This is a genomic window from Sorangium sp. So ce281, from assembly GCF_051527395.1.
GTDB classification, from domain to species: Bacteria; Myxococcota_A; Polyangia; order Polyangiales; family Polyangiaceae; genus Sorangium; species Sorangium cellulosum_B.
The window spans coordinates 10,573,123-10,588,482 of the sequence record NZ_CP150322.1; the positions used below are offsets into that span (position 1 = coordinate 10,573,123).

Sequence of the window (15,360 nt, forward strand, 5' to 3'; positions counted from 1 at the left end):
GGGCGACGTTAGCAAGGGACGGGGGGCGCTTGTAAAGAGTCGCCGGTCAGGGGCCGGCGCCGTCCCCGGGGTCGACGACCCGCACGTCCAGGAACCACAGGCCGTGCGCGAGCGCGTGGCCGTCGACCTGGAGGTAATAAACGCCAGGATCGAGCACGAGATCGAGGAAGCTCCGCTGGGGATCCGTACCGATCGTGCACGATCGCGGCATTTCGACGCCCGGGCAGCCCGGGCCGCGGCGGACCGAGAGCAGCGTCTCGTAGCTCGAGCCGGCCATGTCGAGCACGACCCGCCTGCGCGCGGTGAGCGTGAGCCGGAGGAGCTGGTCCCGGGCGCCGCCCTTCTGCGTGCCCGCGCGGTCGCAGCCGGCGTCGAAGTCCGCGGCGGCGTTGGCCGTGTTGCCCTGGAAGAAGCCGCCGCTCTCCGGGATCTCCAGCGCCCCCTCGCACGCGTCGGAGAAGGGCACCAGCGTCGGCGGCGCCGCCGGCCGGACGAACGCCGTCACGCTCACGGGCTGGCCGAGCTGCGCCTCGGCCACGACCCGGTACGACCCCGGCGCGACGTTGCGCCGCGCGCTCCGGAGCGGCGTGACCTCGCCCTCGGCGCACGCGAGCCGATCGCCTTCGCCGCCGCACGCCGGCGCGGACAGGGCGATCGCGCCGGAGTCGCCGGCCGACAGCTTCTCGACGAGCAGCACGTCGGACGCGACCGGCAGCTCGAGCGCGTACACGGCGTCGACGGCCGCCGGGCCGCAGCCGAGATCCACGTCGTCCTGGTGGCCGAGCAGCGACACGGAGACCGTCCGGTTCGGCGCGAGCTCGGCCGCCCCTTCGCACCCCTCGTCCGGCGGAGGCTCGGTCGGCGGCGAGAGCTCCAGCGTGACGAGCACCGAGGTCGGCGCCGTCGCGGAGACCGCGACGGCGTACACCCCGGCCGGCAGCGCGCGCCGGAAGAGGTGCGGCGCCGCCGCCGTCTGGCAGGCGAGCTCGTCCTCCGGCAGCGCGCACGCGGCGCTCCGCAGCGAGAGCGAGGGATCGCCGTCGCCGTCGGTCGAGATCGCGTAGAGGTCGACGTCCCGGGGCTCGGCGAGCTCGAACGTGTACACGAGCTCCCCGAGCCCGGTCTCGCACGCGGTCCCGAGATCCAGGGCGGCGTCGAGGATCGTCGCCAGCGCCGGCGCGCCCGGCGAGAGGGGCGCCGCCGTGCCGCACGTCTCGTTCTCCGGCGCCGGCGCCGGCGGCAGGAACGCCACGTCGACGATGACCGGCGCGCCCACCTTCGTCGTCACGTAGAGCGGCAGCGCCGTCGCCCGCTCCGGATCGCCGAGGCCGCGGGCCCGGAGCTTCGCGAGCTTGCCGCCGTCCGCCGCCTCGTGGGGCCCCCCGCACGCGAGCTCGGTCGCGGCGTCGCCGCACTGGCCGGCGAGCGTCACGGCGACGTCGGTGGCCTCCGTCTCCCCATCGGGGGCCTCCGTCCGCGCGGTCACCTCCACGTCGACCGGCGGCCCCGGCGGCAAGATCACCGCGGCCACGACGTCGTGCGTGCTCGCAGGGCGGGGCAGGCCGCACGAGCTCGCGTAGTGGAAGCCCGCGCCCGCCGTCGTCATCGCGTACGAGCCCGGCGCGGAGATCTCCAGCGCGTCCAGGCACGTGTCGTGCTCCGGAGACACACAGCCGCTCTCGTCGACGCGCCCGTCGCAGTCGTCGTCCCGATCGTTGCCGCAGACCTCGGGCTGCGCCGACGACACCGTGGGATCGGCGTCGTCGCAGTCGCCCCCGCTGCAGTGCTCGTCGGGATCGCCGTCGAGATCGGCGTCGCGCGGCGCGCTCGAGCACGTCTTGGTCGCCTCGTCGCACGCGTCGATCGTGCAGGTGCTCTGATCGTCGCACGCGACCGGCGCGCCGGGCACGCAGCCGAGCCGCGGGTTGCAGCGCTCGACGCCGTCGCAGTAGACGTCGTTCTGGCAGGCGCTGTCGTCCGGCGTGAAGCGGCACCGCCCGAGGGCGGTGTCGCACGCGTCGAAGGTGCAGGGAAATCCGTCCTCGCACTGATCGTCGTCGACGCACGGGCCGCCCAGCGTCGGGTCCGCTGGAGCCTGCTCGCCGCCGGCGCCGCCCTCGCCGCCGGCGCCGCCGTCGCCGCCCGCCCCGGCCGACGGGAAGGGGCTCGGGGCGCTCGAGGCGCAGGCGGCGCCGGCGAGCGCCGCCGCGGCGACCGCTCCGCAGAGGAGAGCGAGACGCGTCAAGGAGGAAGGCGTCAAGAAGGAGGAAGTGTGAGTCCGCATCGAACGAGGTGAGCGGCAATGAGCGTAGCAGGGCACCGCCACGTCTGGCATCATGGCGCGCGATTCCGCCGAGCGTCGCGGATAGAGGGAAAAACAGGGTGACCAGCGACAGATTGACCCGACCCGAGCTGACGTGGCTGCTGGCACAGGAGGCGCGGAGCGCCGCCCAGAAGCTCCGCCAGGGCGTGGGGATGATCGCGACCGAGAGCGCGCCGCCGCCGACGCCGTCGCCGGACGACAGCTCGGGCGGCGTCGAGAGCACGCTCAACCGGCTCGACGAGGCGGTGAGCATGCTCGCGTCGCTCCACGGCCGCCCCCTGCCGCGCGGGCGGCGCGGCCGCGTCGACCTGACCGCGCTCCTCTGGGAGGTCGCGCCCGAGGCGCGCGTGCAGATCGAGATGGGCGAAGGGACCACCGTGTTCGGCGACGAGACCGAGCTCCGGCGGATGCTCCAGGTGCTCATCGCGCAGGGCGGCGACCCCTCGAGCCTGACCGGGGCGCCCGACGTGAGCATCCACCGCGTCGGCGCCGAGGTCAGCGTCCGGGTCAACCTCGGCCCGGAGACGCCCGTGAACTTCGAGACCGAGCGGGTGTGGCTGTCGCGCATGGCGCTGCGCTACGGCGGCCGGCTCGAGCTCGACGGCCAGATGCAGACGCTGACGCTGCCCGCCGAGGTCGATCTCCAGCGCCTCGAGGTCGAGAGCCTCAAGAAGGAGCTCGCCGCCGCGCAGGCCCAGGGCGAGGCCTACGCGCGCGAGCTCGCCGCGGTCTTCTCGCGGGCCGAGGGCGAGCGGGAGCGCGGGTCGCTGCCCAGCGTCATCTCGCGGCTCGGCGGCAGCGAGCCGGTGTCGCACCTGCCGCCGAGCGGCGACAGCCTCGCGGTGCTCGTCGCCGCGGTGCGCGTGCTCGGCACGCAGCTGCGCGGCATCCTGTCGGCGATCGGCCGCGACATCGCGCCGCTCCGGACCCACGGCGGCGACGCGGGCGAGACGGCCTCGTCGGTGGGGCGCCACGTGACCGCGGCGTCAGAAATCGTCAGTGATCTCGCCAGGTTGGGCGCATGTCCGCTCCACGAGTTCCCGCGCCACTGCGACGTCGCCGACGTGCTGCGCGACGTCGTGAAGGACGATCTCGCGCGCGCGGCCCGCCACGACGTGCGCGTGGTGGTCGAGGCGCCGGAGACCACGCAGGAGGTGGTGCCGCAGGGCGCGCTGACGGTGCTGCTGCACGCGCTGCTCGACCACGCCATCAGCGCGTCGCCGCCGGGCAGCGAGGTGCTCGTCTCCCTCTCCGAGGGCCCGAGCGGGGTCGAGATCACCTTCGACGACGCCGGGCCGCCGCTCCCGGCCGCGGCGCGGAGCGTCGTGCTGAGCCGCGACTTCGAGGCGGTCGCGCAGGGCCGCCCGCCGGCGCTGCCGCTCATCGCGGCGCACGCGATCGCCGCCCACACGAACTACGGTATCGCCATCGAGGACGGGCCGCGCGGCGAGACGCGGGTGCGGCTCACGATCCCGCGCTCGGGGTAGCGCCGCGTGGCAGAGATCCCGCCAGGGCTCTGCCTCGCGAGCGGAGACATCCAACGCAAAGACGCAAAGACGCCAAGAGCGCAAAGTCGCAAGAAGGCATGAACATTTGTTCCTTTTTGCGCCTTTGCGCCTTTGCGCCTTTGCGTTGAACTCTCACCTGCTATCGCAGGAACGAGCTCGGCGGGAAATCGACGTCGAGGTTGAGCGTCGCGCCGCGCACGATATGGATGGCCTCCACCTGCAGCGTCGTGGTGACGGGGCGGTCGTTGCCACGCTCCACGAGCGTCGCCGTGGCCGTGTATTCGTCGGGCGGGAGATCCACGGTGATGCTGAAGTCGTCGCAGCGCGCGTAGTCTCTCGCCACCTCGCGGCTGCCCCGGTAAACGATCAGCTCGAAATCCGCGCCTCCGCGGCTGTGCTGGAAGCACGCCCGCGAATCCATCCGGTTCGCCACGGTCCACTCCATCGTCAGGCTCCCGACGGCCTGCACGGGCCGCGGCCGGCGCTGGGAGCTGGGCTCCACGTCGACGATGCACCCCAGGGCCAGGAAGCTCGATAACGCGAGGCCGCAGAGGGGAAAGACGCTCTTCTCCTGATTCATCCTCGTACCCGTCCTTTCGCTGCTGCCCCGCTGTCAACGCGGTGTGTAGTAACGGCGCCCCCGCTCGCGCGGATAGCTCAGCTCGCGCTCCGGCACGTACCGCGGCGACGTCCGGTACGTCTGCCTGTAGTGCTGGAGCTCCGTGGGCTCCTCCTCGAAGATGACCCAGCCCCGGTTCGTCGGGTAATACCAGCGGCCGTCGACCAGGTACGCATACGTCCCGCGGAAATAGACGCGCGGATACGCGGCGATCTCCACCGGGACGATCTCGGCGCGCACCGCCGGAACGCCGGACACGACGAACCCCCCCTCGGTCCCGACCGTGCCCATACACCCCATGAGCAGCGAGGCGCCGACCGCGAGCGCAGCCGCCGCGAGCGGGGCCCTCGTCACACCGAGAGATCTGGACCGCCCTCGCACGGGCGGAGTCACGTTGTTGCTCTGCTTCACGTCATTGCTCCTCGGGGCGCAACTCAGCAACGCGAGTGCCAGCGCGGCGCGACTCGAGATCTCCGGATCTCCGCCGGCGCGGCGCTCACCGGGCCGCGCGGAGCGCGCCGGCGAGCGCGAGCGCGCGCTGGATCTCCGCCGACGTCACCAGGCCGATCACGCGCTCGCCCTCGTCGAGCACCGCGATCACGCTCGCCTCGCCGCTCGCCAGCACGTCGAACGAGCGGGACGCGTCGTCGTCCGCGTGCGCCCTCGGCACATCCACGGGCATCACCGCGCCGACCGTCGCCGGCGCGGCGCCGCCCTGCAGCTGGCGCGCGAGATCCCAGACCGTGACGACGCCGATCTCGCGGCGCCCCGCGCCGTCCCGGGGATCGTCGATGACCCGCGCGCCGACCAGGTTGTTGCGCAGGAGCCGCTCGGCCACCGCGCGAGGGCTCTCGTCCGCATACGCCTCGCCGAGCCGATCGGTCATGAGCCGCGCGATCGGGATGCCGCGGAGCAGCTCGTTCGTGCTGGAGCGCGCCTGCTCGGCCGACGCCCCCATGTAGACGAACATCGCGATGAGCACCAGGATCAGGTTCCACGAGAGCAAGCCGAAGAGCCCGAAGGCCACCGCCATCACCTTGCCGGTCGCCGTCGCGATGCGCGTCGCGCGGGCCCGCCCGAGGCGGCGCAGGAGCAGCCCGCGCAGCACCCGGCCGCCGTCCATCGGGAAGGCCGGCAGCAGGTTGAACGCGCCGAGCAGCGCGTTCGTGATCGCGAAGGCCACGAGCGCGGCGCCGACCTCCGCCGGCGCCGGGAGCAGCCGATACGCGACGTAGCTGGCGAGCGCGATACCGAAGCTCATGAGCGGGCCGGCGAACGCCATCCACGCCTCGTGCTCGGGATCGTCGCGCTCCATCTGCGAGACGCCGCCCAGCATCATCAGCGTGATCGCGCGCACCCGGATCCCGTTCTTGAGCGCGACGAACGAGTGGGCCAGCTCGTGCACGAGCACCGCCACGAACAGCCCGACAGCCAGGATCGCCCCCCAGGCGAGCGGCGGCAGGCGCATCTCCTCGCGCGGAATCCCGAGCGACGACGCGATCACCGAGAACTGCGACGACGCCAGATAGGCCACGTACGGCAGGAAAATCAGCAATGTGATGTGCAGCCGTATCGGGATTCCACGGATCCGCAGGACTGTCAGCCCCTGGTCGAACATGTGCCTCCTGATCCGCAGGTACAGATGGGGCCGACAAGCACCTTCGCAAGCCGCCGGGACAGCGCCAATGCGCGGAAGACCAGGGCAGCCGCGCGGCCCCGCCACGCAATGCAGAGCGGCGCGCGACGCTGCGAGGGCGCCAGCGCGCTTCCGTCCCAGGCGGGACTCACGGCGAGGGGAGCGCATTTGGAGGCGCGCGGCGCAGCGCGGCGCCCACGCGGCGCGCGGATTGGCGTAGCTTGGTGTGACCGAGGTCGTCATGCGCCAGCGCGTCCCCGATGCATTGATGGCAGCGAGCACGGAAGAGCTGACGAAGGTCGAGCTCGCGGTCCTGGAGTCCTCCCACGCGGGCGGCGTGCCGAGGGACCTCACGGGCCACGTGTTCGCGATCGGGCCCGTCGGCTCGGTGGACGGCGACCTGCCGAGAGCGGACGGCGCGCCGATCCTCAATGGCAATGGGATGATCTACCGGCTCGACTTCGGCCGCGGCGGCGCGGTCCGGCTGACCTCGAAGATCGCGCGAACGCCCTGTTATCACGCGGACGCCGCCTCGCGCGCCGGCACGCGCTTCGAGGCGCTCGGCTTCCGCGACGCAGGGCTGCTCCGCTTCTCGCCGCACCTCGGCCTGCGGAACCACCTCAACACCGCGTTCGTGCCCATGCACGCGCCGCGCGCGCCGGCGCGCCTGCTCGTCACGAGCGACACGGGCAGGCCCTACGAGATCGACCCGGCCACGCTGGAGCTCGTCACGCCGGTCGGGCGCAACAGCACGTGGTACCCGGCCGCGCCCGTCGATCACCCCTTTCCGATGACGCTCTCGAGCGCGCACCCATGCTTCGACGCGGAGCGGGGCGAGCTCCTCACCGTCAACTACGGCCGCTCGCTCCTCCACCTGTTCGTCGCGTCGCTGCCGCGGCTCGACGAGCTCGGCGCGCTCCCGCGCTCCTGGGATCGGCTCGCCGCGGCGGCCGCGTCGATGATCGAGCAGCAGCTCGTCCGCCCGAGGGCGGATCGGATCGAGGCGTTCGCCAAGCGGGCGATCGAGCTCCTGCCCGCGCGCCTCCGCCCGAGCGCGCCGGCTGGGCCGGGCGACCTCCTCGCGCGGCAGGCGGCGCGCTTCGGCGGCGTGGCGCTCGACGAGCCGGCGGGCGACTTCGCGCATCTCCTGCGATGGGACGGCCACAACGAGCCCGAGCGGCACGCGCTGGTCCTGCCGAGCGGCGCGCCGGTGCGCATCGAGCAGAGCGTGCACCAGATCGGCCTGACGCGGCGCTGGGTCGTGCTCGCGGACACGGCGCTCAGGATCGGCCTGGAGAGCGTGGCGTTCCGGGGCTCCAAGGAGAGCCCCGGGGTCGAGCGCCTCGTCCGGTCGCTCCTCACGATGCCCCACGAGCCGAGCACGACGTTCTACCTGGTCCGGCGGGACGCGCTGCGGCCGGGCGGCGGGCCGGTCGTGGTGAAGCGGGTCGTCGTCCCGCTGGAGACTCTCCATTTCCTCGTCGACTACGAGGACGCGGGGGACCGCATCACCGTGCACGCGGCGCACAACTGCGCCACGGATCACGGAGAGTGGCTCCGGCCCTGCGATCGGCACGCCGCCGACAAGACGCCGGCGCCGCCGCGCCTGCGCGGCCTGTTCCCGCTCGGGCAGGCGGACGTGAACCGGATCGGCCGGTATACCCTCGACGCGGCGGCCGAGCGCGTCGTGGACCAGGCGGTGTTCGCCGACGCCGCGCGGGCGCTCGGCGTCGGCCTCTATGCGTACCGGGAGACGGGCGCGTCGTGGATGCCGCCCGATCGCCTCGAGAACGTCTACTGGCGCGGCGGCGGGATATGGGATGAGCTGTCGACCGAGTTCATCGACCGGCTCTACGCGGCGCACCCGCACAGGTCGCTCCCCCTCCCGGCGCTCCGCCGGATGCGCGCGGAGGGCGGCCACCCCGACAGCCTGTTCCGGTTCAACCACCGCGCGATGCGGATCGAGGATCGCTACGAGTTCCCGCGGCGCGCCGTGGGGTGCTGGCTCAGCTCGCTGCAGTTCGTCCCGCGGCGCGGCGGCAGCGGGGCCGACACGGACGGGTACGTCGTGGCGATCGTCGCGACGCCGTGCCGCGCGGAGGTCTGGATCTTCGACGCGACGAACCTGGCGCGCGGGCCGCTCTGCAAGCTGGGACATCCGGCGTTCCGGCCGGGGCTGACCCTCCACACGGCGTGGCTCAACTCGGTCGCGCCGTGGAGGGGTGGATACAGGGTGCCGGTGCGGGAGGATTACGAGGAGTTCGTGGCAGAGGCCCCCGGGGAGCAGGTGAAGACGCTCTTCGAGGAGGAGGTCTATCCGCGGTTCGCGTGAGCCGCGAAGAGGAAAGGCTGGGAGCCGCGAGACGAGGGCGGCTCGGCGCAGCGCGGGGGGACCTCGGCCCCGAGGCCGTCGACCCGCTCGAGCAGCACGCCCGTGGCGCCGTCTCCCAGGATCTCCGTGATCTGGTGGTTGCCCCACGGCTGCCCCTCGCGCAGGCGCCGCGACCGCACGTCGCTCGCCACGATGAGCACGCGACGACACCCCCTGTCGAGGTGCCGATTCGCCAGCTCGACGGCCGCGGCAAAACCGCCCTGAGCGGGCGTGAGATCGATCGCCAGCGCGGGCACGAGGCCGGCCATGCACGCGGCGAAGGCCGCCCCGCCGGCGTCCCCTCCCCCGCCGTCGTCGCCCGTCATGATGAGGACATCGACGAAGGGATCGCGGAGCCGCCCCACCTCGATGAGCTCCCGCAGCACCGCCGCGGCCATGGAAAGCGTGGTCTCCGTCGCGCCGGCGAAGCGCCGCTCCGCGACCCCCGTCGCCTCGTGCAGCCAGTCCGCAGCGTGAGGGAGACCATAGCTGGTGATGAGCTCCTGGTTCGTGACGACGCGCTCCGGCAGATAGGCGGCGACGGCCGCGATGCGACGCTGGACCATGTTTCTGCTCTGCTACAGCGCCGCGACCGACGCGCGCCGATCCTGCAAACCTTGGCCAAGGCAGCTCGATCCGGCGCTCCACCACCGCCGTTCGGCCAACGCCGAGCACGCTGGAGAGCCAGCGTCCCGGACGACATGAGACAACCCGCCACCGAGTCGTCGAGAGCCGTGGGGCAAACTACACAATCAGAGGCTCCCTCCCTGTCACCGACATCCTCCACTGGACCATTTACAGAACGTCCTGCGCAAGTGGGAATAACGGCCGATTCGACTCCGTCCGCCGCCGGAGCAGGAAAGCGGCGCCGCGGGAGTGGCTTGTTGCGGCGCGGGCGGTCTCGTCGCCCGCTCGCCGCGTCGCGTCGGGCGCCGACGGTCGATTCCGACCGGAAGCGACAATTCCGCTGTCACGGGCAGAGAGATGCACAAACGTGTCGGGACGCGAGGCGCTGAGCAGGCAGGGCGCAGGGCGCATGTCTCGCCTGGACGGCGCCATCGAGCTCGCCCGATCACGTTCGTTTGTGTCCGATCCCATCCGCCTGCGTCCGATCACGTCCGATCACGTCCGTTTGGGTTCGATCACGTCCGTTGACGTCCCGTGATGTCGACGCGTCGTGAGCCCGCTCTTTTCTGGATCCGGAGGGAGGTTCACCCTGTTTTGAGGACACCTCCGCTCGCCACGGCCACCGCGCGGGGGCGCCGCGCTCGCGTCTTCCTTCTTCCCGCGCGGCGCGCGGCGGGGCGCCTTCTATCCTATCCATCATCATCGCGACGCCGCTCCAGCGAGCGCCGCGCTCGCCCGGATCCACCGCGATTGAATCGCGGAGAAATCCCAGGGGAGCGCAGATGCGAGGAGCGCCTGATTCGCGGGCGCCATCCCGCGAATCCATGCTGTGCGAAGCGGCAGCCTCTGCACAGAAGAGCGAGGCACACAGCCTGCTCTGGGGTGCACCAAGGTGTTCGGGGGCCGCAAGGCTCATCAGGAACACCGGGGAGGACCAATGATCTCGATGCACAAGACGATGGGTTTCGCGATGATGCTGGCGCTCGGTGCCGGGTGCGCGGTCGGCGCGGACGACGACTTCGATATGGATGACGAGAGCGTCGACTCCGCGAACAGCGCGCTGGAGGCGGACGAGCGCGGTGGGTACGCGACCCAGTCGCAGGCTCAGGCTCAGGTCGGCCAGATGGGGCCCAGCAAGCTCGGTCTGCCCCCCAGCAAGGGTCTGCCCTCGAAGGGCGTTCCGATGCTCCCCAGCAAGGGCGAGCTGCCCGGCAAGGGCGGGCTCCTTCCCGGCAAGGGCGAGTTTCCGACCAAGGGCCTCCCGAGCAAGGGCGGCTACCCGACCAAGGGCGGATACGCGCAGCAAGGCCCGGCGCAGCTCGGCCAGGCGTCCGACCTCTCGCAAGCTCAGATCGGCCAGGCGCAGCTCGGCCAGGCGGGCCAGGCGCAGATCGGCCAGACGGGCCAGGCGCAGATCGGCCAGGCCGGCCTGGGGCAGGTGGGCGTGGTCGGGCAGGAGACCGGGCAGCGTGAGGGCGAGCGCTGCTTCGGCGGCGGCTGGGGCGGCTTCGGCGGCGGCTGGGGCGGCTTCGGCTGGGGCGGCTTCGGCGGCCTCGGCTGCGGCTTCGGCGGCGGCGCCATCGTCTCGTCGTTCACGAACTGCACGACGTCCATCATTCCGCTCGGCGGGTTCGGCGGCTGCGGCGGCTTCGGCGGCTTCTGGTGATCTGATCCCCGTCACGCTGGCCGGCGCCAGGGACTCCACGTCGCAGGATCCCTCGGCGCCGCGCCAGCCCCCTCCTTTGACCAGGCTCGCGCGCGCCGGCCGCCCGGGGTTGGAGTTCCCGGGCGGCCGGTAGCCGCCCTCTCCCCTCCACCGCTCGCGCATACGCCACGCCCCGCCGCTCGCCGGCGGGGAGCGCGCGAGGACCCAGATCCGACCTTCAGCCGCCCTGACCGAGCGCGCGATCCAGGTAGAACGCCGCGCTGACCAGGCCGAGGTGGGTGAACGCCTGGGGGAAGTTGCCGAGCAGCTCTCCGCTCGGCCCGATCTGCTCGGAGTAGAGCCCGAGGTGGTTGGCGTACGTCAGCATCTTCTCGAAGATGAAGCGCGCGTCGTCGAGGCGGCCAGCGCGCGCGAGGGCCTCGACGAGCCAGAAGGTGCAGATGCTGAACGTGCCCTCCTTGCCGGTCAGGCCGTCGCCCGCGCCCTTGCCGAGCTCGTAGCGGTGGACGAGCGTGTCGCTCGCGAGCTCCTCCAGCGTGCGGTCGAGCGTGCCGAGGATCCGCGGATCGGTGGGGGAGATGAAGCGCATGAGCGGCATGAGCAGGTTGCTCGCGTCGAGCGCGCTCGAGCCGAAGGCCTGCACGAACGTCCTCCGCTGCGCGTCCCAGCCGCGCGCCATGATCGCCTCGTAGATGTCGTCGCGCGCGCGCGCGACGCGCTGCCGGTCGAGCGGCAGAGAGCGCTTGGCGCTGAGCCGCAGCGTCCGGTCGAGCGCGACCCAGCACTGGAGCTTCGAGTAGACGAACTGCTGCTTGCCGCCGCGCACCTCCCAGATGCTCTCGTCCGTCTGCTCCCAGCTCTGACACACCCAGTAGGCCATGCGCCGGAGCTCGCGCCAGAAATCATAAGAGATGGGAGATCCGTATTTGTCGAAGAGATATACCGAGTCGATGAGCTCGCCGTAGATGTCGAGCTGGAGCTGCGTCGTCGCCCCGTTGCCGACGCGGACCGGCCGCGACCCGCGGTAGCCATCGAGGTGGGTGAGCGCGACCTCGGGCAGCTCGTGGCGTCCGTCGATGCCGTACATGAGCTGCAGCGGCCCGGTGGGGCCGTCCTCCTCGGAGACGCGGGCGCTCAGCCATTCCATGAAGCGCGCGGCCTCCTCGGTGTAACCGAGCCGGAGGAAGCCGTAGAGCGTGAACGCGGCGTCGCGCACCCAGACGTAGCGATAGTCCCAGTTGCGGACCCCGCCGATCTCCTCGGGCAGGCTGGTCGTCGCCGCGGCGACGATCGCGCCTGTCGGCTCGAACGTGAGCAGCTTGAGGACGAGCGCCGAGCGGTCGACCATCTCGCGCCAGCGCCCCTTGTAGCGCGAGCGGGCGAGCCACGACCGCCAGAAGGCGACCGTGCGCCGGAGGGCGTCCTCGCCGTCGATCGGCCTGGCGAGCAGATCGGCGCTCTCCGTCCAGTCCTCGACCTGGCGCAGCGAGAACGTGGCCGACTCGCCCGGCTGGAGCACGAAGTCGGCCGTGACGCCGCCGGCGCCGTCGCTCGACAGGGGGACCGGGCTGATGAGCGCCAGGTCGAGGCCATCGGAGTCGAAGACGGCGCCGCGCGGGTCGTCGAGGATCAGGTGGTGGGGGCGGCGGGCGAAGTCGATCGCGGGGCGGCAGGCGAGCTGGAAGCGCACCGCGCCGCGGACGGCCCGCGCGACGCGGACGATCTGGTGCATCCCGCGGCGGTAGGCGCCGTACGTGTCCCGGTGGATCGGCATGAAATCGCAGACCTCGCCGACGCCGTCCGTGCCGAGGAAGCGCGTGAGCAGGACGTTGGTGTCGGGCATGTACATCTGCTTGTTGCGCGACGTGCCGTCCGCCGCGGAGAGCGCGAAGCGGCCGCCGCGCTCGTCGTCCAGGATGGCCGCGAACACGCTCGGGGAGTCGAAATGAGGGAGGCAGCACCAGTCGATGGATCCATCCATGCCGACCAGCGCGACGGAGTGCATGTCGCCGATGACACCGTAGGACTCGATGGGGTTGTAGGGCATGGCCTCTCCATCATAGGGCCCGCTCGACCGAGCGGAACCGCCTCTCGTCGATCCTCCCCGCCACGCCCTCACGATCTCGGCGGCAGGCGCGAGAGCTTCCGCTGGAGCGAGCGGCGGTGCATCCTGAGCTTGCGCGCCGCCTCCGAGATGTTCCCCTCGCAGTCCGCGAGCACGCGCTGGAGGTACTCCCACTCCACCCGATCGAGCGACGGCAGGTCCTCGTCGTCCTCGCCGCGCGCGGTCGGGGCGACGCCGAGCAGCGACCGCGCGCACTGGGCGGCGTCCACCGGCTTGGTCAGGTAATCGACCGCCCCGGCCCGGATCGCCGCCACCGCGTTCGCGATGGTGCCGTATCCGGTGAACACCACGATACGGATGCCGTCATCCATGCTCCGCAGCGTCCCCACGAGGTCGATCCCGCTCTGCCCTGGCATCCGGACGTCCACGAGCGCGTACTCGAACACGTGCCCTCGGGCCATCGCCGCGGCCTCCTCGGCGCTGGCGGCGAGGGACACCGCGAACCCGCTCTTGCCGAGCGCCTGCCCGAGCGCGGTCCGGAAGGTCGCGTCGTCGTCGACGATGAGCAGCGTCGGCTCGCCGGCGGCCTCGGAGCTCACGAGTCCACCGGCGCGAGGCGCAGGGCGACGCGCGTGCCGCGCTCGTCAGGCCCCTGCCTCGGCGACACGGTGAGGCAGCCGCCGACCTGCTCGATGAGCGTCCGCACGAGGTAGAGCCCGAGGCCCATGCCCTCGCCGGGCGCCTTGGTCGTCACGAACGGCTCGCCGAGCCGCCCTTCCAGGCCGGGCGCGACGCCCGCGCCGCCGTCCTCGACGCTGATCACCGGCGCGCCGCCCTCGTCCCCGACGGTGACCACGATCGGCTCCGCGGCCGCGGGGCTCGGCCCGAGCGCCTCGAGGGCGTTGTCGAGCAGCGCGAACAGGGCCGCCTCGACGTCGGCCGCGTCGAGCGGCACCGTGCGGCGCGGCGCGAGATCGGCGCGCACCTCGACCGCGACGCCGGGGTGCGCCGCCTGCCAGGCCTCGACGCCGCGCCGGGCCGCCTCGCCGACGTCGACCCCGGCGCGCAGGTCGCTCGCCCGGACGTCCGCCCGCATGCGCGCGATCACCACGCGGCAGCGCTCGACCTGCTCCGCGATCGTCCGGGCGCGGCGCTGCGCGGCGTCGCTCGATCCGGGGTCGCCGAGGCTCTCCCCGGCGAGCACCGCGATCGTGCCGAGCGGGGTGCCGAGCTCGTGGGCGGTGCCGGCCGCGAGCGCGCCGAGCGCCTGGAAGCGGGACGCCTCCTCCGCGCGCCGGCGCAGCGCCGCGTTCTCGGCCGCGCTCTCGTCGAGCGCGCGGCGGATCTTCAGGAGGACGTGGGCGACGAGCGCCGCGCTCAGCACGAAGGCGAGGAGCATCCCGTAGAGGTGGGTGGAGAACGCGCCGTGCTCCGGGTGGCTCGGGCAACACGCGCCGACGGGGAGCGCGAAGAGCGCCGCGAAGAGGCAGGCCGCGAGCGCGGCCAGCGCGAAGGTCGTCCGCGGCGGCAGGAGCGCCGCGGCGAGGGCGACGTGCACGAAGAAGAGGGCGCTGAACGGGTTGCCCGCGCCGCCCGACGCGGCGAGGACCCCGGCGATCGCGACGAGATCGAGCGCCACGACGCCGGCGACGAGGGCCGTCTGCGCGCCCCGCTCCGAGCGCACCCGACGGTCGAGGGCGAGGTTGAGCCCGGCGGCCAGCGCCAGGATGGGCACGGCGATGGCGTACCGGACGTGGTAGCCGAACAGCGCCTCGTCGACGGCCAGGGTCGCCGCGAGCAGCGCGAACACCGCCCAGCGCAGCCCGACGAGCCACCGGAGGACGATCCCGCCCGCCGGCGCCCGCTCCAGGGAAGCTTCGTGCGTCACGGCGAGATCATAGCGCGAAAGCGCCGGAGGGCGCGCGCGACGCGGTCTGGGCACCGACGACGGCACGCCGGAGCGGATCGAGGATCTCTTGGTCGACAGTCTCCATGGCGGAGCGCCGTCTCCGGCCGCGCCGGCGGGGTGCTCGGCGCCTCGCGTCCTCGGCGTTCTCGGCCGCCGTCTCGCCGGCTCGGCGCGCACGGCGCTCGTGCTCCGATGTCCACCTCCGGTCGACAACCACGCATTCCGTCCTCAAGAGCCGCCATGTCTTCCGTCTCGTCGCCGCGTGAGAGAGCGTGTAGGCTGAGCGCCATGAAAGAAGCGGTGTTCGGGCTATTGCTCTTGTCGACGGTGGGCTGCGCCTCGACCGGCGCGCGATCTCGGCACGGGCAGCCCGATCCCTCGGCGAGCGCCGTGATGGTGGGAGAGATGCAGCTGGAAGAGGAGCTGCACCGGCTGGACCTGCTCGAGGCCGAGATTTACGCGCATTCACCGTCCGACGCCCCCGGCAATCCGCGCGACCGTTGCGCCGACGGCGATCGCGATGTGCTGTCCAGGATGCTGGCGTTCAAGGTCATGATGGGGAAGCAGAAGCAGGACGATTGGGCCGCGGCGGGGGTTCGCCGCCCCATCTTTACCGGCCCCTTCACGGCGCCCCCT

General features: G+C 72.5%; 11 protein-coding genes. 3 read left to right on the top strand and 8 right to left on the bottom strand.

What is annotated here, in order from left to right; genetic code table 11:
* Positions 1–46: 46 nt before the first annotated feature.
* Positions 47–2,245 carry a MopE-related protein gene (locus WMF27_RS40430; protein WP_437943445.1) on the bottom strand — a complete coding sequence of 733 codons (2,199 nt, stop codon included), beginning with the start codon at positions 2,243–2,245 and terminating at the stop codon, positions 47–49.
* Between the two features lie 137 nt (positions 2,246–2,382).
* On the opposite strand from WMF27_RS40430, the gene WMF27_RS40435 reads away from it, so the two are divergent.
* Positions 2,383–3,810 (top strand): sensor histidine kinase, encoded by a 1,428-nt coding sequence (locus WMF27_RS40435; RefSeq protein WP_437943446.1) that lies wholly within the window; start codon positions 2,383–2,385, stop codon positions 3,808–3,810.
* A gap of 160 nt (positions 3,811–3,970) precedes the next feature.
* Here WMF27_RS40435 and WMF27_RS40440 read toward each other — a convergent pair whose 3' ends face one another.
* The 3 genes from WMF27_RS40440 to WMF27_RS40450 all read right to left on the bottom strand — a co-directional run bounded on the left by WMF27_RS40440 (position 3,971) and on the right by WMF27_RS40450 (position 6,068).
* Positions 3,971–4,411, bottom strand: coding sequence for a hypothetical protein (locus WMF27_RS40440; protein WP_437943447.1), 441 nt, complete (start codon positions 4,409–4,411; stop codon positions 3,971–3,973).
* Positions 4,412–4,444: 33 nt separating this feature from the next.
* Positions 4,445–4,861 carry a hypothetical protein gene (locus tag WMF27_RS40445; protein WP_437943448.1) on the bottom strand — a complete coding sequence of 139 codons (417 nt, stop codon included), beginning with the start codon at positions 4,859–4,861 and terminating at the stop codon, positions 4,445–4,447.
* Between the two features lie 85 nt (positions 4,862–4,946).
* Complete coding sequence (locus tag WMF27_RS40450; RefSeq protein WP_437943449.1) at positions 4,947–6,068, bottom strand: site-2 protease family protein; 1,122 nt, start codon at positions 6,066–6,068, stop codon at positions 4,947–4,949.
* Between the two features lie 259 nt (positions 6,069–6,327).
* Between WMF27_RS40450 and WMF27_RS40455 the strand changes: the two genes are divergently transcribed.
* The gene (locus WMF27_RS40455; protein ID WP_437943450.1) at positions 6,328–8,418 is read left to right on the top strand and encodes a carotenoid oxygenase family protein; all 2,091 of its coding nucleotides are present in this window, start codon (positions 6,328–6,330) and stop codon (positions 8,416–8,418) included.
* Here the strand turns inward: WMF27_RS40455 and WMF27_RS40460 are convergent.
* Positions 8,400–9,023, bottom strand: a complete 624-nt coding sequence (locus WMF27_RS40460) for a hypothetical protein (RefSeq protein WP_437943451.1) — start codon at positions 9,021–9,023, stop codon at positions 8,400–8,402. The genes WMF27_RS40455 and WMF27_RS40460 overlap by 19 nt on opposite strands.
* A gap of 998 nt (positions 9,024–10,021) precedes the next feature.
* Between WMF27_RS40460 and WMF27_RS40465 the strand changes: the two genes are divergently transcribed.
* Positions 10,022–10,750, top strand: coding sequence for a hypothetical protein (locus tag WMF27_RS40465; protein WP_437943452.1), 729 nt, complete (start codon positions 10,022–10,024; stop codon positions 10,748–10,750).
* A 217-nt stretch (positions 10,751–10,967) separates the two neighbouring features.
* Here the strand turns inward: WMF27_RS40465 and WMF27_RS40470 are convergent, their stop codons facing one another.
* The 3 genes from WMF27_RS40470 to WMF27_RS40480 all read right to left on the bottom strand — a co-directional run bounded on the left by WMF27_RS40470 (position 10,968) and on the right by WMF27_RS40480 (position 14,703).
* Positions 10,968–12,797, bottom strand: coding sequence for a glycoside hydrolase family 15 protein (locus WMF27_RS40470; protein ID WP_437943453.1), 1,830 nt, complete (start codon positions 12,795–12,797; stop codon positions 10,968–10,970).
* A 68-nt stretch (positions 12,798–12,865) separates the two neighbouring features.
* A complete protein-coding gene (locus WMF27_RS40475) occupies positions 12,866–13,414 on the bottom strand; it encodes a response regulator transcription factor (protein WP_437943454.1) in 549 nt (182 codons plus the stop codon).
* Positions 13,411–14,703, bottom strand: coding sequence for a sensor histidine kinase (locus WMF27_RS40480; protein ID WP_437943455.1), 1,293 nt, complete (start codon positions 14,701–14,703; stop codon positions 13,411–13,413). Before WMF27_RS40480 ends, WMF27_RS40475 begins: the two co-directional genes overlap by 4 nt.
* Positions 14,704–15,360: the final 657 nt, after the last annotated feature.